The organism is Streptomyces sp. NPDC001410 (assembly GCF_042895235.1).
Taxonomy (GTDB): domain Bacteria; phylum Actinomycetota; class Actinomycetes; order Streptomycetales; family Streptomycetaceae; genus Streptomyces.
Window position 1 is genome coordinate 1 of the sequence record NZ_JBIAWE010000045.1, and the last position, 16,866, is coordinate 16,866.

At 72.3% G+C, this 16,866-nt stretch carries 14 protein-coding genes; 9 read left to right on the forward strand and 5 right to left on the reverse strand.

Features of this window, described 5'->3' with window-relative positions:
- The first annotated feature begins 454 nt into the window (after nt 1-454).
- Both ACFY3C_RS45485 and ACFY3C_RS45490 read left to right on the forward strand, forming a co-directional pair.
- Nucleotides 455-1,444, forward strand: a complete 990-nt coding sequence (locus tag ACFY3C_RS45485; protein WP_386578407.1) for a malate dehydrogenase — start codon at nt 455-457, stop codon at nt 1,442-1,444.
- A 130-nt stretch (nt 1,445-1,574) separates the two neighbouring features.
- Entirely contained in the window at nt 1,575-2,558 is a 984-nt protein-coding gene (locus tag ACFY3C_RS45490; protein ID WP_390775151.1) for a hypothetical protein, read from the forward strand.
- A gap of 205 nt (nt 2,559-2,763) precedes the next feature.
- Here ACFY3C_RS45490 and ACFY3C_RS45495 read toward each other — a convergent pair whose 3' ends face one another.
- Nucleotides 2,764-4,170: an MFS transporter gene (locus tag ACFY3C_RS45495; RefSeq protein ID WP_390775152.1), complete on the reverse strand. Its 1,407-nt coding sequence runs from the start codon at nt 4,168-4,170 to the stop codon at nt 2,764-2,766.
- Between the two features lie 101 nt (nt 4,171-4,271).
- Here ACFY3C_RS45495 and ACFY3C_RS45500 point away from each other — a divergent pair, with 101 nt between their 5' ends.
- Complete coding sequence (locus tag ACFY3C_RS45500) at nt 4,272-5,189, forward strand: LysR family transcriptional regulator (protein WP_390775153.1); 918 nt, start codon at nt 4,272-4,274, stop codon at nt 5,187-5,189.
- Here ACFY3C_RS45500 and ACFY3C_RS45505 read toward each other — a convergent pair.
- A complete protein-coding gene (locus ACFY3C_RS45505; protein ID WP_390775154.1) occupies nt 5,172-5,954 on the reverse strand; it encodes a hypothetical protein in 783 nt (260 codons plus the stop codon). The genes ACFY3C_RS45500 and ACFY3C_RS45505 overlap by 18 nt on opposite strands.
- A gap of 200 nt (nt 5,955-6,154) precedes the next feature.
- On the opposite strand from ACFY3C_RS45505, the gene ACFY3C_RS45510 reads away from it, so the two are divergent.
- The 5 genes from ACFY3C_RS45510 to ACFY3C_RS45530 are packed head-to-tail and all read left to right on the forward strand — an operon-like array spanning nt 6,155 to nt 13,478.
- Nucleotides 6,155-7,675, forward strand: coding sequence for an aldehyde dehydrogenase family protein (locus ACFY3C_RS45510; protein WP_390775155.1), 1,521 nt, complete (start codon nt 6,155-6,157; stop codon nt 7,673-7,675).
- Nucleotides 7,676-7,719: 44 nt separating this feature from the next.
- Complete coding sequence (locus ACFY3C_RS45515; protein ID WP_390775156.1) at nt 7,720-9,249, forward strand: GMC family oxidoreductase; 1,530 nt, start codon at nt 7,720-7,722, stop codon at nt 9,247-9,249.
- Entirely contained in the window at nt 9,249-10,544 is a 1,296-nt protein-coding gene (locus ACFY3C_RS45520) for a glycine betaine/L-proline ABC transporter ATP-binding protein (RefSeq protein ID WP_390775157.1), read from the forward strand. Before ACFY3C_RS45515 ends, ACFY3C_RS45520 begins: the two co-directional genes overlap by 1 nt.
- The gene (locus ACFY3C_RS45525) at nt 10,544-12,511 is read left to right on the forward strand and encodes an ABC transporter permease (protein ID WP_390775158.1); all 1,968 of its coding nucleotides are present in this window, start codon (nt 10,544-10,546) and stop codon (nt 12,509-12,511) included. The genes ACFY3C_RS45520 and ACFY3C_RS45525 overlap by 1 nt, the downstream gene beginning before the upstream one ends.
- 1 nt (nt 12,512) lies before the next feature.
- Nucleotides 12,513-13,478, forward strand: coding sequence for an ABC transporter substrate-binding protein (locus ACFY3C_RS45530; protein ID WP_390775159.1), 966 nt, complete (start codon nt 12,513-12,515; stop codon nt 13,476-13,478).
- A gap of 6 nt (nt 13,479-13,484) precedes the next feature.
- Here the strand turns inward: ACFY3C_RS45530 and ACFY3C_RS45535 are convergent, their stop codons facing one another.
- The 3 genes from ACFY3C_RS45535 to ACFY3C_RS45545 are packed head-to-tail and all read right to left on the reverse strand — an operon-like array spanning nt 13,485 to nt 15,144.
- A complete protein-coding gene (locus tag ACFY3C_RS45535) occupies nt 13,485-14,207 on the reverse strand; it encodes an isocitrate lyase/phosphoenolpyruvate mutase family protein (protein WP_390775160.1) in 723 nt (240 codons plus the stop codon).
- A complete protein-coding gene (locus tag ACFY3C_RS45540; protein ID WP_390775163.1) occupies nt 14,204-14,605 on the reverse strand; it encodes a carboxymuconolactone decarboxylase family protein in 402 nt (133 codons plus the stop codon). The genes ACFY3C_RS45535 and ACFY3C_RS45540 overlap by 4 nt, the downstream gene beginning before the upstream one ends.
- Before the next feature lie 38 nt (nt 14,606-14,643).
- Nucleotides 14,644-15,144, reverse strand: a complete 501-nt coding sequence (locus ACFY3C_RS45545) for a carboxymuconolactone decarboxylase family protein (RefSeq protein ID WP_390775161.1) — start codon at nt 15,142-15,144, stop codon at nt 14,644-14,646.
- 47 nt (nt 15,145-15,191) lie between these two features.
- Between ACFY3C_RS45545 and ACFY3C_RS45550 the strand changes: the two genes are divergently transcribed.
- Nucleotides 15,192-16,583, forward strand: a complete 1,392-nt coding sequence (locus tag ACFY3C_RS45550; RefSeq protein WP_390775162.1) for a PLP-dependent aminotransferase family protein — start codon at nt 15,192-15,194, stop codon at nt 16,581-16,583.
- Nucleotides 16,584-16,866: the final 283 nt, after the last annotated feature.

The window sequence follows — 16,866 nt, forward strand, 5'->3', positions numbered from 1 at the left end:
GTGCGGTGAAGATTCGACACCTCCACCACACACGGAGGCCTTCGCCACGATCAAGACCGGCCCGCGTTAACAACGCTCGTGATCAATACAACTAGGGCCTGTCCGTAGGGCGCGAGGGCCCGTCCGGCGGCCCCGGAAGAGCGGGGCGAACCAATTCGGGTGGAATTCCGGGGACGCACGCATGGGTCGCCGGATCCTGGGCACGCGAACGGTACCCCCACGGGAGTCCGGCCAGCCGGTACCCCCCAAGGCGGCCGCCCTTCCCTCCTCTCCCGGAAGGGGCGGCCGCCCCTTCCTGAATCACGAGTTCGACTTGTGGGCTGAGCCACACGGCCCCGGACATCTCGCATGCCGGATGCGCGATAGCCTGACCGCTGGATTCTCTTGACGCCAAGAGATCGATCATCCGCCGGGGCAGTGACGCCCCACCGCCAGCTGTCATACGGAGAACGCCATGACCCGCACTCCCGTGAACGTCACCGTCACCGGCGCGGCCGGCCAGATCGGTTACGCCCTGCTCTTCCGCATCGCCTCCGGCCAGCTGCTCGGCGCGGACGTGCCGGTCAAGCTGCGCCTCCTGGAGATCACTCCGGCGCTCAAGGCCGCCGAGGGCACGGCCATGGAGCTGGACGACTGCGCGTTCCCGCTCCTTCAGGGCATCGACATCACGGACGACCCGAACGTCGCCTTCGACGGCGCCAACGTAGCCCTCCTGGTCGGCGCCCGCCCCCGCACCAAGGGCATGGAGCGCGGTGACCTGCTGGAGGCCAACGGCGGCATCTTCAAGCCGCAGGGCAAGGCCATCAACGACCACGCCGCGGACGACATCAAGGTCCTCGTCGTCGGCAACCCGGCCAACACCAACGCGCTCATCGCGCAGGCCTCCGCGCCGGACGTCCCGGCCGAGCGCTTCACCGCGATGACCCGCCTGGACCACAACCGCGCGCTGACCCAGCTCGCGAAGAAGACGGGCGTGACGGTCGCCGACATCAAGCGCCTGACCATCTGGGGCAACCACTCCGCCACCCAGTACCCGGACATCTTCCACGCCACGGTCGCCGGCAAGAACGCCGCCGAGGTCGTGAACGACGAGAAGTGGCTGGCCGAGGACTTCATCCCGACCGTCGCCAAGCGCGGTGCCGCGATCATCGAGGCCCGTGGCGCGTCCTCCGCCGCGTCCGCCGCCAACGCCGCCATCGACCACATCTACACCTGGGTCAACGGCACCGCCGAGGGCAACTGGACCTCCATGGGTATCCCGTCGGACGGCTCCTACGGCGTCCCGGAGGGCCTGATCTCCTCCTTCCCGGTCACCACCAAGGACGGCAAGTACGAGATCGTCCAGGGCCTGGACATCAACGAGTTCTCCCGCGCCCGCATCGACGCCTCCGTCCAGGAGCTCGCCGAGGAGCGCGACGCGGTCCGCTCCCTGGGCCTCATCTGAGGCTGCCCCCCGCGGATTTGCCGCGAGCCTGTGCGGGCCCTGTTCCGGTTTCGTCCGGAGCGGGGCCCGCGCCCGTTTTCGCCGTTACTGTCAAAAGCAGGGCAGGGAAGGGTGATACGGGGGGTTCGTGATGAGCGGCTGGAGCGGATGGAACGGCGCGGGGGGCTACGGCGCGGAGGGTTCCGGTCCGGAGCACGGGCCCGGGGCCGAGCGCGGACCCGGCGAGGAGAGAGGCCGGGTGGCCTGGACCGCCGACGAGCCGCCGACCCCGCCGCCGTGGGCTTCGGCCCAGACCCAGTCGGCCGCGCTCCCGCCACCTCCGCCCTGGGTGTCCGCGGAGACCGGCACGGCCCCGGTGCCGCCGCCTCCGCCGCAGCCCTGGGCCGCCGCCCCCGCCTGTACCGGCGGCCCGGTTGCTTCCCCGTCATACGCCCCCGCGCCTCGCCGTGTGCACGGCGGCCGGCTGGTCGCCCTGGTCGTCGCCATGGTGCTGGTCGGCGCCGGCTCCGGCTTCGGCGTCTGGTACCTCGGCCGGGACCGCGCCGGCAGCGGCACCCCGTCGGCCTCCGCTCCGGCCGCCGGCGTCACGGTCACCGCCTCGGCCTCCACGACGCCGCGGACACCGGCCTCGACGCCGCCACCCGCATCGCGGCAACTCCCCGCCGGCTACCGCCTCGTTCACGACCCCGTCGGCTACACCCTCGCCGTCCCCGAGGGCTGGACCCGGCGGCAGAAGCAGGGGGAGAAGGCGACCGTGGTGTTCTACGACTCCCCGTCCGACGGCCGCCAGTTGCAGGTCTTCGAGCTGGCCGAGTCCACCGTGACCGAGTCCCTGGACCTCGCCGAGAACGACCCGGGCTACGGCTACTCCCACGAGCCCGGCTACCAGGCCCTCACCCGCAGCTCCTCGGACTCCTGGGCCGAGCTGTCCTACCGCTACGACGACCCGGACAAGGGCGCCCGCCGCGTCGTCGACCACCGCTTCCGCACGCCCGGCGGCACGCTGTACGCGATCCGCTCCAGCGGCCCGGAACACCTGTCGGACGCCCGCGTACGCGCTCCGCTCACGACGGCGCTGGGTTCGTTCTGCCCGACGGCGGTGTCTTGCGCGTAGGGGGGCTGGGCGGGGTGGTGTGGGTGCGTTGTGGGACACCCGGCCTTCGGCCGGGTCTGGGTTCCCACCCGCACCACCCGTACAACTTTCGTCGTCGAGTGCGGGTGGCCCCTGTGGGGCGCAAGCGCCGTCGGCGACTGCGGGGGTGGGTGGGGCGTGTGGCTCGGTCAGTGCGGCCCGCGGTTCCTTCCTGGCGATGGGGCGCTCAAGAGTGGTGGGGCAGTGCCGGCTCGCGGTTCGTGGGGGTCTTCGGAGCCGGGTCGGAGGCGGGGCGGGTGCCGTAGGCCGTGGTCACCAGGGCCGTTGCCGCCAGGACCACCAGGGCTACCGTGCGCAGGGCCGGGCCCATGCCGTGGGCGAGGTCGGGGTGGGCGGACAGGACGGTTCCGGAGACGGCGACGCCGAGCGCGGCGCCGGTCTCGCGGGCGGTGGTGCCCAGGCCCGAGCCGAGGCCCGCCTGGTGGGCGGGGAGTGAGGTGACGACGCCGAGGGTCAGGGCGGGCATGGACAGGCCGGTGCCGGCCGAGACGACCAGCAGCCAGCCGGCGTACGCCCAGTAGGGGGTGTGCGCGTCGGCCGTGGAGACGCCGAGCAGGCCCAGGCCGATGAGGGCGAGGCCGGTGCCGATGACCGCGCGGGGGTGGCCCGCCCAGCGGGCGGCCAGCTTCTGGGCGACCGCCATCCCGACGGGCAGCGGCAGGACCGCGACGCCGGTGAGGGCCGCCCCGAAGCCCTTCACGTCCTGTAGGTACTGCGAGTTGACGAAGAAGAGGGCGAACAGGCCGAAGAAGCCGGTGGCCGTGCCGAGGGAGGCGGCGCGCAGACGCGAGGAGGAGAAGACCCGCGGGTCGAACAGCGGGGCCGCCGAGCGCAGGGCGTGCAGGGTGAACGTGGCGATCAGCACGGCGCCCGCGGCGAAGGCGCCGAGGATGCGGGCGGAGGTCCAGCCGTAGCTCGGGCCCTCGATGATGCCGAACAGGACCGCGACCAGGCCCGCGGTGAGCAGCAGGGTGCCGAGGGGGTCGGGGTTGCTGCCGGTGGAGCGTGCGGTGCGCGGGGTGGTGACGGCGACGGCGGCGGCGAGCACCGCGGCGAGCGGGACCATGGCCGCGAACAGGGCACGCCAGGACAGGAACTGGCCGGCCAGGCCGCCGCCCAGGTTGCCCGCCGCGCCGCCCAGACCGATCGACAGGGTCCAGGCGGCCATCGAGCGGGCCCGGTGCTCGGGCGCGGACAGCTGCATCAGGATCGACAGAGTGGCCGGCGTGATCAGAGCCGCACCGGCGCCGGACAGACCCCGCCCCGCGATCAGCACGGCCGGACCGGTCGCCAGCGCGCCGGTGGCGGCGCCCGCCGCGAACAGGCCGAGCCCGACGAGCAGCGCGCCCTTGCGGCCGTACCGGTCACCGAGCGCACCGGCCGGGACGAGAAGCCCGGCGAAGACGATGACGTACGCGTCGACCGCCCACAGGATCTCGCTGTGCGAGGGGTGGAGGGCGGACGAACTCAGTTGCGGGATCAGGAGGTTGATGGCGGCGACCATGCTCTGCGCGACCAGGACGCAGGCGCACAGCGCGAGCAGGGCGGGGCGTTTCAGGGCGTGCGTGGGCACGGCTCCTCCCAGGAGCTAGGTGGTTGGTGTGGGATGCCCTGCCACCGTAGGGTCGCTCCTGGCCTGCTTTCCAGTGCAACCTTTGCAAGGGATACTTGCGTATGACGCAATCCACGGATCTGGACCTGAACCTGCTCCTCGCGCTGGACGTGCTGCTGGAGGAGCAGAGCGTGCAGGGTGCCGCCCGCCGGCTGCACCTGTCCGAACCGGCGATGAGCCGCACCCTCGGCCGGATCCGCAAGGCCCTCGGCGACCCGGTCCTCGTGCGGGCCGGGCGCCGGATGGTGCCGACGCCGCACGCACTGGCCGTACGGGCCGAGGTGAGCGCCGTGGTGGAGCGGGCCCGCGCGCTGTTCCGGCCCGGCCGGGACGCCGACCTGCGCACCGTCACCCGCACCTTCACGATCATCGGCCACGACGCGCTCGCCGCCACGCACGGCGCCGGCCTGTTCGCCCGTGCCGCCGAGGAGGCGCCCGGCATCCGCCTCCGCTTCCTGTCGGAGAGCCACGTGGACGCCCCGGTCCTGCGCCAGGGCACCGCCGATCTGGAGGTCGGCGTGATCGACGCGACCGCGCCCGAGGTGCACGTCGAGACGGTGTACGAGGACCGCATGCTGGGTGTCGTACGGGCCGGACACCCGCTGCTCACCGGCGAGTTGACGCCCGAGCGGTTCGCCACCGAGGCCGATCACCTGGGCGTCTCCCGGCGTGGCAGACTGCACGGGCCGGTCGACGAGGCGCTGGCCGAACTCGGCCTGGAACGCCGGGTGGTGGGCAGCGTCGGCACCTTCCCGTCCTCGCTCTTCGTGCTGCGCGAGACCGACCTGGTCGGGCTGGTCAGCTCCTGGGGGTGCCCGCCGGCCGCCGCCCTCGGCCTGGTCACCTTCGAGGTGCCGCTCGCCCTCCCGCCGCTCCCGGTGGGGCTGGCCTGGCACCCCCGCCACGACGCCGACCCGGCCCACGCTTGGCTGCGCGGCTGCGTACGGGATTTGATGCGGCGGTCAGCCGGTGACGACTAGCCGCTTCTGGAACCAGACTTTGGTCAAAGGACTCAGCTGGGACACGTCCACCGACTCCTTCGTGGAGGGGGTGGCGGACGGCACGGGCTCGCCGTAGTCCGAGAACGTCATCGTCAGGTCGGTGCCGTCGCCCTTGCTGGTGCCCTCGACCAGCACGTGAGGCGAGTCCGCGGTGACGTAGAGCGTGACCCGCCTGCCGCTCTCCTCGCCCGTCAGCGGGATCACCGGTATGCCCTCGACCGTGGTCCTGTCGCCCCGGGTCAGCGGCTTGCGGTGCTGCGAGTCGGGTGTCAGCTTCCGCTGGAATGCGTCCAGGTCGCAGACGTCCTCCCATTCCTTGAGCGCACGGTCGTGCGTGCTGCCGTGGATGTAGCGGTCCTTGAGGAGTTCGGCCGCCGCGGTGCCCTCGCTGCCCGGAAGCTCGGTCTTCCAGTACGTGCTGTCGCCCTTCAGCCACACCTCGTCGCCGTGTTTGACGATCGTGATGCTGCCGCCGTGCGCGCCCATCCGCACCGTGCCGACGCAGTTGCCGTCCCGGTCCAGGGACAGGTCCATCGACGCCGGCTCCCCCTTCTTCGCGGCCGCGGTCCGGTCCGTCCACGCCATGTGGAGCGACTGGGTGTGGAGCAGATGGTCCCGCGCCTCCCGGGCGAGCCGGCGGGCGCTCGGATCGCCGGTGTCGTCCGCCGCGGCCGCCGTCACCAGGGCGGGGGAGAGGAGCAAGGTCGCGCTCGCCGCCGCGCAGATCAGCGGTCGTCCGGTCATTGCGGCACCTCCGTGATCACCCCAAGCCGCTTTACTCAGCCTACTTTTGCCCCTTTTCGCCCGCATTTTCAGTGACGCGGCGCACTTTCGGCCACCGATTGCGCATGCGATCGGAGGGGTGGGGCAGGCGGTCACGGTCCCTGACTGTGACGCGACTGTGACACAGGGGCACTGAACAGGAACGGAAGGCAATACCGATCATGGCGGACAGAGCGGAACGACAGGCCCGGGCGACCATCCACGCGGGCGGCGAGTGGCTGGAGGCCGGCTCCGGCGCGACGCGCGAGATCCTCGACCCCGCAGACGCCCGGCCGTTCGCCGTGGTCGCGGAGGGTGACGAGAAGGACGCGGAGCGCGCGGTGGCGGCGGCCCGGCAGGCGTTCGACCACGGCCCCTGGCCCGGCACCCCCGTCGGCGAGCGCGCCGCCCTGCTGCGCCGCGTCGCCGACCTCCTCGTGCGCGACCGCGAGGAACTCGGCCTGCTGGAGAGCAGGGACGCGGGCAAGACCGCCGAGGAGGGCCGCATCGACATCGACTGTGTCGCCGACGCCTTCCGCTACTTCGCGGACCTGGTCGCCGGCGAGGCCCCCGGCCGGGTCGTCGACGCGGGCTCCCCCGACATCCACAGTGTCGTCGTGCACGAGCCCGTCGGCGTGTGCGCGCTCATCACCCCCTGGAACTACCCGCTGCTCCAGGCCAGCTGGAAGATCGCCCCGGCGCTCGCCGCCGGCAACACCTTCGTGATCAAGCCGAGCGAGATCACCCCGATGACGACCATCGCGCTGATCGACCTGCTGGCCGAGGCCGGTCTGCCCGCCGGAGTCGCCAACCTGGTCACCGGACCCGGCCACACCGTCGGTGCCCGCCTCGCCGAGCACCCCGACGTCGACCTGATCTCCTTCACCGGCGGCCTGGTCAGCGGCACCAAGGTCGCCCAGGCGGCCGCCCCGACCGTCAAGAAGGTCGCCCTCGAACTCGGCGGCAAGAACCCCAACGTGGTCTTCGCCGACGCCTGCGCCACCGAGGAGGGCTTCGACACCGCCGTCGACCAGGCCCTCAACGCCGCCTTCATCCACAGCGGCCAGGTCTGCTCGGCCGGCGCCCGGCTGATCGTCGAGGAGAGCGTGCGGGAGCGGTTCGTCGCCGAACTCGCCCGGCGGGCCGCCCGGATCCGCCTCGGCCGGGGCACGGCCGAGGGCGCCGAGTGCGGACCGCTGGTCTCCGAGCAGCAGCGCGCCAAGGTCGAGGCATACGTGCAGTCGGCACTGGAGGAGGGTGCGGTGCTGCGCTCGGGCGGCAGGCGTCCCGAACCGTCCGCAGAACGGCCCGCCACCGGCTACTTCTACGAGCCGACGGTCCTCGACCAGTGCCACCGCGAGATGAAGGTCGTACGCGAGGAGGTCTTCGGCCCGGTCCTCACCGTCGAGACCTTCCGCACCGAGGACGAGGCGGTCGCCCTCGCCAACGACACCGAGTACGGCCTCGCGGGCGCCGTCTGGACCACCGACGCCGGACGCGCCCGCCGCGTCGCCGGCCGGCTGCGCCACGGCACCGTCTGGATCAACGACTTCCACCCCTACCTCCCGCAGGCGGAGTGGGGCGGCTTCGGCAAGAGCGGCGTCGGCCGCGAGCTGGGCCCCGCCGGGCTCGCCGAGTACCGCGAGACCAAGCACGTCTACCAGAACCTCGCGCCGAAGCCGGTGCGCTGGTTCGCCGGCTGATCCACAACTGCCGTACACAGCAAGTCTTTTGGAGTAACACCCCCATGTCCCACACCCCTCACCTCTACGACTACGTCGTCATCGGCGGCGGCACCGCGGGCTCCGTCATCGCCTCCCGCCTCACCGAGAACCCCGACGTCACCGTCGCCGTCATCGAGGGCGGCCCCAGCGACGTCGGCCGCGACGACGTGCTGACCCTGCGCCGCTGGCTGGGCCTGCTCGGCGGCGAACTCGACTACGACTACCCGACCACCGAACAGCCCCGCGGCAACTCCCACATCCGGCACAGCCGGGCCCGCGTCCTCGGCGGCTGCTCCTCCCACAACACCCTGATCTCCTTCAAGCCGCTCCCGTCCGACTGGGACGAGTGGGAGGCGGCCGGCGCCAAGGGCTGGGGCGCCGTCCCCATGGAGGCCTACTACGCCCGCCTCCTCAACAACATCGTCTCCGTGGACGAGAAGGACCGGAACGCCATCGCCCGCGACTTCGTGGAAGCCGCCCAGAAGGCGCTCGACGTGCCCCGCGTCGAGGGCTTCAACAAGAAGCCGTTCACCGAGGGCGCCGGCTTCTTCGACCTCGCCTACCACCCCGAGAACAACAAGCGCTCCTCCGCCTCGGTGGCGTACCTGCACCCGGTGATGGACGAGCGCCCGGGCCTCCACATCTTCCTGGAGACCTGGGCGCACAAGCTGGAGCTGAACGGCACCCGCGCCGAGGGCGTCCACGTGCGCACCAAGGACGGCGAGGAACTGCTGATCCGCGCCCGGGGCGAGGTCGTCCTGTGCGCGGGCGCCGTCGACTCGCCCCGCCTGCTGATGCACTCGGGCATCGGCCCCCGCGAGGACCTGGAGGCGCTCGGCATACCCGTCGTGCACGACCTGCCGGGCGTCGGCGAGAACCTGCTCGACCACCCCGAGTCGGTCATCGTCTGGGAGACCCACGGACCGATCCCGGAGAACTCCGCGATGGACTCCGACGCGGGCCTGTTCGTGCGCCGGGACCCCGAACACGCGGGCCCGGACCTGATGTTCCACTTCTACCAGATCCCGTTCACGGACAACCCGGAGCGCCTCGGCTACGAGCGCCCGCAGTACGGCGTCTCGATGACCCCCAACATCCCCAAGCCGAAGAGCCGCGGCCGCCTGTACCTGACCAGCGCCGACCCGTCCGTGAAGCCGGCCCTGGACTTCCGGTACTTCACCGACGAGGACGACTACGACGCCCGGACCCTGGTCGACGGCATCCGCATCGCCCGCGAGATCGCCAAGGCCGAGCCGCTCGCCGGCTGGCTCAAGCGCGAGGTCTGCCCGGGTCCGGAGATCGTGGACGACGCCGAGCTGAGTGAGTACGCCCGCAAGGTCGCCCACACCGTGTACCACCCCGCCGGCACCTGCAAGATGGGCGGCGTCGACGACGAACTCGCCGTGGTGGACCCCGAGCTGAGGATCCGCGGCCTCGACGGCATCCGCATCGCCGACGCCTCCGTCTTCCCGACCATGACCGCCGTCAACCCGATGATCGGGGTGCTCATGGTCGGGGAGAAAGCCGTCGACCTGATCGGAGGTGGTGCGTGATGAGTACGACCACTCAGTCGCCCGTGTTCTCGGTGAACGGCCTCTGGAAGGTCTTCGGCCCCAAGGCCGACCGTGTTCCGGCCGACCCGGAACTCAGCACCCTGGCCCCCGCCGACCTGCGCTCCCGCACCGGCTGCACGGCCGCCGTCCGGGACGTCTCCTTCGACGTGCGCAAGGGCGAGGTCTTCGTCGTCATGGGCCTGTCCGGCTCCGGCAAGTCCACCCTGGTGCGCTGCCTGACCCGGCTGATCGAGCCCACTGCGGGCACCATCGCCATCGACGGCGAGGACGTGCGCGCCATGGACAAGGCCCGCCTGCGCGAACTGCGCCGGCACCGCGCCGCGATGGTCTTCCAGCACTTCGGCCTGCTCCCGCACCGCACGGTCCTGGACAACGTGGCCTACGGCCTGGAGATCCAGGGCGTCGGAAAGTCCGAACGGCGCAAGCGGGCCGCCGAGTTCGTCGCCAAGGTCGGCCTGGAGGGCATGGAGAAGCGCCGCCCCGGCCAGCTCTCCGGCGGCCAGCGCCAGCGCGTCGGACTCGCCCGCGCGCTCGCCGTCGACCCCGAGGTGCTGCTGTTCGACGAGCCCTTCAGCGCCCTGGACCCCCTCATCCGCCGCGACATGCAGGACGAGGTGGCCCGGCTGCACCGTGAGGAGGGCCGCACGATGGTCTTCATCACCCACGACCTCAGCGAGGCGCTCAAGCTCGGCGACCGCATCGCCCTGATGCGCGACGGCCGCGTGGTCCAGCTCGGCACCCCGGAGGAGATCGTCTCCTCCCCGGCCGACGACTACGTCCGCGAGTTCGTCCGCGACGTGCCGCGCGAGCAGGTCGTCACCTGCCGCACGGCCATGCGCCCCGCCCACCCGCAGGAGACCGGAACCGGCCCCGCGGTCACCCCCGACGCCCCGGTCGCCGAGGCCATCGAGGCAGTGGCCCGCACGGGCGCACCGGCCCGGGTGATGGAAGAGGGCAAGTGCCTGGGGGTCGTCGGCCACGAGCAACTGCTGGACGTGGTGGCCGGCGTGTCTGCGGAGGCGGCGGGCGGTCGTGCCGATGTGGCTGCGGACGCTGATGCCGCGGAGACGGCGAGCGGCCGTACCGACGCAGCCGCGGACGGCGATGCCGCGGCCGCCGCGGGCGGTCCTACCGACGCAGCCGCGGGCAGCAACGCCGACGCGGCTGCGGGCAGTCGTGCCGCTGGGGCGGCGCCCGTCCCACAGATGGCGGCACCCGGCCAGCGCCGGCAAGCGACCCCGCCCCCGCCCCGCACCAGCCCGGAGGACGTCTGATGGCAACGCTCACCGTCCCCACGGCGAACACAGCAATCCCCGGCTTCCTGAGAAACCGCGCCGCGGCCAAGCTCCTCGCCCTGGCCGGCATCGCCGCGATCCTCGTACCCCTGGTCAACAGCCACTGGGGAAGCAACACCTGGCCGCACGCGCTCACCGTCGACCTCTCCAAGCCCCTGGCCACCGCCAGCGACTGGGTCATCGACAACCGTGACAGCCACCCCCTGTTCCTCTACTTCTTCGGCTACGTCAGCAACGCCGTCGTACTCGCCGTACGCGCCGTCTACCTCACCCTGCTCGCCGCAGGCTGGGCAGGCGTCACCGCGTTCGGCGCCCTCGTGGCCTGGCGCCTCGGCGGCGTCCGCCTGGCCGCCGGCACGGCGATCGCGTTCCTGGCCTGCGGCGCGCTCGGCATGTGGGTGCCCACCATGCAGACCCTCGCGCTGATGGTGGTCGCCGTCCTCGCCTCCGTGGCCGTGGGCGCCCTGCTCGGCCTCGCCGCGGGCCTGTCCGACCGCCTGGACCGCGCCCTGCGCCCGGTCCTGGACACCATGCAGGTGCTCCCGGCGTTCGCGTACCTCCTCCCCGTCGTCCTGGTCTTCGGTATCGGCGTCCCCGCGGCCGTCCTCGCCACTGTCGTCTACGCCGCCCCGCCGATGGCCCGCCTCACCGCGCTGGGCCTGCGCGGCGCCGACCCCGAAGTCCTGGAGGCCGTGGAGTCGCTCGGCGCCACCAGCCGCCAGCGGCTGCTGACCGCCCGTATCCCGCTGGCCCGCAAGGAACTCCTGCTCGGCCTGAACCAGACGATCATGATGGCGCTGTCCATGGCCGTCATCGCCTCCGTCATCGGCGCCGGCGGCCTCGGCGACCGCGTCTACCAGGCCCTCGCCTCCGTCGACGTGGGCGCGGCCCTCGCGGCCGGCATCCCGATCGTGCTGCTGGCGGTCGTCCTGGACCGTGTCACCGCCGCCGCGGGAGCCGCGGGAGACGGCAGCGCAGCCGCAGGAGACGGCACCCCCCGGCCTCGTACCATCGGCTGGCCCTACGCCCTCGCCGCCACCGTGGCCGTGGCCCTGGCCACCCGCCTCCTCGGCGCCCTCGACTGGCCCGCCTCCTGGGGCCTGGACATCGCCGAACCGGTCAACCGCGCCGTCGACTGGATGACCGCCCACCTCTACTCCGGCGTCCCGGTCGTCGGCGGCACCGCCGACTGGGCGGGCCACTTCACCACCTGGATCCTGGACCCCGTCCGCAGCGGCCTGCAGTGGCTGCCCTGGTGGGCGGTGCTGCTCCTGGTCGCCGCGCCGGCCTGGCTGATCGGCACCTGGCGCACCGCGCTGACCGCCGTCCTCGCGATGGCCGCGATCGGCGTGCTCGGGGTGTGGGAGCCCTCGCTCGACACCCTGTCGCAGGTGCTCGCCGCCGTCGCCGTCACCCTCGTCCTCGGTTTCGCGACCGGTATCGCGGCCGCTCGCAGCGACCGTGTCGAACGGGCGCTGCGCCCGGTCCTGGACGTCTTCCAGACCATGCCCCAGTTCGTGTACCTGATCCCGGTCGTCGCCCTGTTCGGCGTCGGCCGCGCGCCCGCCGTCGCCGCGGCCGTCGTGTACGCCCTGCCGGCCGTCGTCCGGATCACCGCGCAGGGCCTGCGCCAGGTCGACCCGGCCGCGCTGGAGTCGGCGCGCTCGCTCGGCGCGACCGGCCGCCAGCAGCTGTGGCAGATCCAGCTCCCGCTCGCCCGGCGGTCGTTGCTGCTCGCCGCCAACCAGGGCGTGGTCCTGGTCCTCGCCGTCGTCATCATCGGCGGTCTGGTCGGCGGTGGCGCCCTCGGTTACGACGTCGCCTTCGGCCTCGCCCAGGGCGACCTGGCGACCGGCCTGGTCGCCGGCGCGGCCATCGTCTGCCTGGGCCTGATGCTCGACCGGGTGACGCAGCCGACCGAACGCCGCGCGAAGAAGGGAGCGTGACATGCGATTCCGTAAGACTGTCCCCGTCGGTGTGCCTGTCGCCGTCGCCGTTCTGGGACTGACCACCGGCTGCGGCGCCGCCGACATGACCAAGCAGGCGTCGCCGTTCGCGAACGCTCAGGGCGCGAAGACGGTCACCCTGTCCGTGCAGTCCTGGGTGGGCGCGCAGTCCAACGTGGCCGTCGCCCAGTACCTCCTCGAACACAAGCTGGGCTACCGCGTCGACACCGTCCAGGTGGACGAGGTGCCCGCGTGGGACGCGCTCAGCCAGGGCCGGGTCGACGCCATCCTGGAGGACTGGGGCCACCCGGACCAGGAGAAGCGGTACGTCACCGACAAGAAGACGATCGCCCGCGGCGGCGACCTCGGGGTGACCGGGCACATCGGCTGGTTCGTCCCGACGTACCTGGCCGAGCAGCACCCGGACATCACCGACTGGAAGAACCTGAACAAGTACGCCCCGCTCTTCCGCACCGCGGAGAGCGGCGGCAAGGGCCAGCTGATGGACGGCTCCCCGTCCTACGTCACCAACGACAAGGCCCTGGTGAACAACCTGAAGCTGGACTACCAGGTCGTCTTCGCCGGTTCCGAGGCGGCCCAGATCACCCAGATGAAGCAGTTCGCCAAGGAGAAGAAGCCCTTCCTGAGCTACTGGTACGCACCCCAGTGGCTGTTCAAGAAGGTCCCCATGACGGAGGTGAAGCTGCCGCCGTACAAGGAGGGCTGCGACGCGGACGCGGCCAAGGTCGCCTGCGCCTACCCGCACACCCCGCTGCAGAAGTACCTCAACGCGGACTTCGCCAAGTCCGGCGGCGAGGCGGCGGCCTTCCTGAAGAAGTTCCGCTGGACGACCGAGGACCAGAACCAGGTCTCCCTGATGATCGCCGACCAGAAGCTCTCACCCGAGGAGGCGGCGAAGAAGTGGGTGGACAGCCACTCCTCCGTGTGGAAGAAGTGGCTGTCCTGAACTGACCTACTGCGTCAGGCCGTCGGCGATCTCGCGGAGCGCCTGGGTGGCGCGCCGCTGGAGTCCCGGCCCGAACGTGACGCGGGTGGCCCCGAGTTCGCCGAGCACGGCGGGCGAGGGGCCCTCGCCGTCCAGCCGGGCCACCATGTTGAGCGGGCCCTGGATCCCGGCCCGCAGCAGGGGCAGCACGTCCACCGGGGCGAGGATCGGATACACGCAGTCCGCGCCCGCGGCCACGTAGGACGCGGCCCGCTCGATGGCCCGGTCGGGATCGCCGTCGCCGTGGAGGAAGGTGTCGACCCGGGCGTTGACGAAGAGCCGGTCGGCGGCGGCCGAGCGGACCTCGGCGAGGTACTCGGCGTGCTCGTGCGGGTCCTTGAGGACACCCCCGTTGGAGTCCTCAAGGTTGCCCCCCACGACGCCCGCCTCCAGCAGCCGCTCGACCAGCTCCTTCGGTGCGAGCCCGTACCCGCCCTCGACGTCCGCCGAGACGGGCACGTCCACCGCCCACACGATCCGGGCCACCGCCGCGAACATCTCGTCGGCCGGGGTCGCCCCGTCCTCGTACCCGAGGGAGGCGGCCACCCCCGCGCTCGGCGTGGCCAGCGCCGGGAACCCGGCCTCGACACACACCCGGGCGCTCGCCGCGTCCCAGGGGCCGGGCAGGACCAGCGGATCGCCCTGGGCGCGCTTGCGGTGCAGGCTGCGGAACACGTCCACCTTGCTCATGGCTGGTAACCCCCTGGCGGAACACGGCGGCTGACCATGAGACGGTTCCAGCCGTTGATGACGGTGATCAGGCCGATGAGATGGGCGAGTTCGGCCTCACCGAAGTGCTTGGCGGCGGTGTCGTACACCTCGTCCGGCACGAAGCCGTCGGTCAGGACGGTGACCGCCTCGGTCAGCGCCAGCGCGGCCCGCTCCCGCTCGCTGTACTGGTCCTCGGCCTCCTCCCAGGCGTTCAGCAGCTGGATGCGGTCCTCGGACTCGCCGCCCTTCCGGGCCACCCGGAGGTGCATGTCGAGGCAGAACGCGCAGTGGTTGATCTGTGAGGCGCGGATCATGACCAGCTCGGCGAGGACCGGATCGCCGAGTCCCTGCTTCGCGGCCGCGCTCAGCGCAGACATGGCCAGGCCGACCTCGCGGTCCAGCAGCTGGGTACGGCTCACCTGTACTGCCCCGGCTGGTAGTGGCCCGGGGTCATCCGGGTGGTCACGCCGAAGCGGTTCCACGCGTTGATCACCGTGATCGCGGCGATCAGCCGGGCCAGCTCCGCCTCCTCGAAGTGTGCGGCGACCCGGTCGTACACCTCGTCCGGCACGAAGCCGTCGGTCAGGACGGTGACCGCCTCGGTCAGCTCCAGCGCCGCCAGCTCCTTCTCGGTGTAGAAGTGCCGCGACTCCTCCCACGCGCTGAGCTGTACGATCCGCTCCACGCTCTCGCCGGCGGCGAGAGCGTCCTTGGTGTGCATGTCGAGGCAGAACGCGCAGTGGTTGAGCTGCGAGGCGCGGATCTTCACCAGCTCGTACAGCACCGGGTCGAGGCCCTGCTTCGCGGCCGTGTCCAGGCGGATCATCGCCTTGTAGACCTCGGGCGCGTGCTCGGCCCAGCTGAGCCGTGGGGTCTGTTCGGTGGCGTACTTGACGGTTTCCTCTGCAGTGCTCATGTCTTCGACCCTAGGAGGGAGGATGCCCAGGGGTATGGTCCATTTCCATGGCGAATTCATGGGCCACTCTGGGAGTCGACCTGCACCTGGAACCGGCCGGTTCCAGCGGGCTGCGCCGCGGCTTGACCGACGCGCTGCGGGACGCCGTCCGCACCGGCCGCCTCGCCCCCGGCACCCGGCTGCCGTCCTCCCGCAGCCTCGCCGCCGACCTGGGCATCGCCCGCAACACCGTCGCCGAGGCCTACGCCGACCTGGTCGCCGAGGGCTGGCTCACGGCCCGCCAGGGCTCCGGCACGAGGGTGGCGGAGCGGGCCGTCGCCCCGCCGGCCGACATTGCCGCACCCCGGCGCCGCGAACCCGGCCGCCCCGCCTACAGCCTCATCCCCGGCAGCCCGGACCTCGCCGCCTTCCCGCGCACCGACTGGCTCAAGGCCGCCCGCCACGCGCTGGCCACCGCCCCCTTCGACGCCCTCGGCTACGGCGACCCGCGCGGCCGCCCCGAACTGCGCACCGCCCTCGCCGGCTACCTCGCCCGCGCCCGCGGCGTCCGCACCGACCCCGACACGATCATGATCACCGCGGGCTTCTCGCACGCCCTGCGCATCCTCGGGGCGCTGCTGCGGGCGCGCGGGGTGCGGACCGTCGCGGTGGAGTCGTACGGGCTCGACGTCCACTGGGGGCTGCTGAGGAGCGCGGGCCTTGCGACACCCGCGCTGCCCTACGACGAACTGGGCACCGACACGGGCGCGTTGAGCGACGAGGGTGCCGTACTCGTCACCCCCGCCCACCAGTTCCCGATGGGCATGCCCCTGCACCCCGACCGGCGGACCGCCGTCGTGGAGTGGGCGCGGCGGACCGGCGGGCTGGTCCTGGAGGACGACTACGACGGCGAGTTCCGCTACGACCGCCAGCCCGTCGGCGCCCTCCAGGGCCTCGACCCCGACCGGGTCGTCTACCTCGGCACCGCCAGCAAGTCCCTCGCCCCCGGCCTGCGCCTCGGCTGGATGGCGCTGCCGCCGTCCCTGGTGGAGGAGGCGGCCGCGGCCAAGGGCCGCATCGACACCTGCGGAGCGCTGGACCAGCTGACGCTGGCCGAGTTCATGGTGTCCGGCGCGTACGACCGCCACGTCCGCTCCTCCCGCCTGCGCTACCGGCGCCGCCGAGACGCCCTCGCCGCCGCCGTCGCCGACCGCGCACCCGAGGTCCGCGTCACCGGGATCGCGGCCGGCCTGCACGCCGTACTGCGGCTGCCGCCCGGCACCGAGCAGTCGGTGATCCAGGCAGCGACCTGGCAAGGTCTGGCCCTGCACGGGCTCGCCTTCCACCGGCATCCGGAGGCCGTCGCCGAGCCGCTGGACGCGCTGGTGGTGGGGTACGGGACGCCGCCGGACAGCGCGTGGGCGGGGGCGCTGGAGGCGTTGTGCAGGGTGTTGCCGTAAGAGCTTGAGCAGATAGGCGATCGTCAGCGGTGTCGTTGGGGGTGGTTTGCCCAGCGGCGGATGATGGTTGGGCGTATCAGGCTGCGGATGGTGGCGGTGGTGTCGTCGCTGACCCGCATGCCTGGTGAGTCACTTCGCGATGAGGCCCGTCGCGGCGGCGATCCGGCCAAGGGTGTGGAGCAGGGCCACTGCTTCGGCGGGGCTGATCGCGGTCAGCAGTTCCTCATCGTTCTGCCGTGCCAAAGAGAGCGTCTGATGTCGCAGCTCGCGGCCGGTCGGCGTC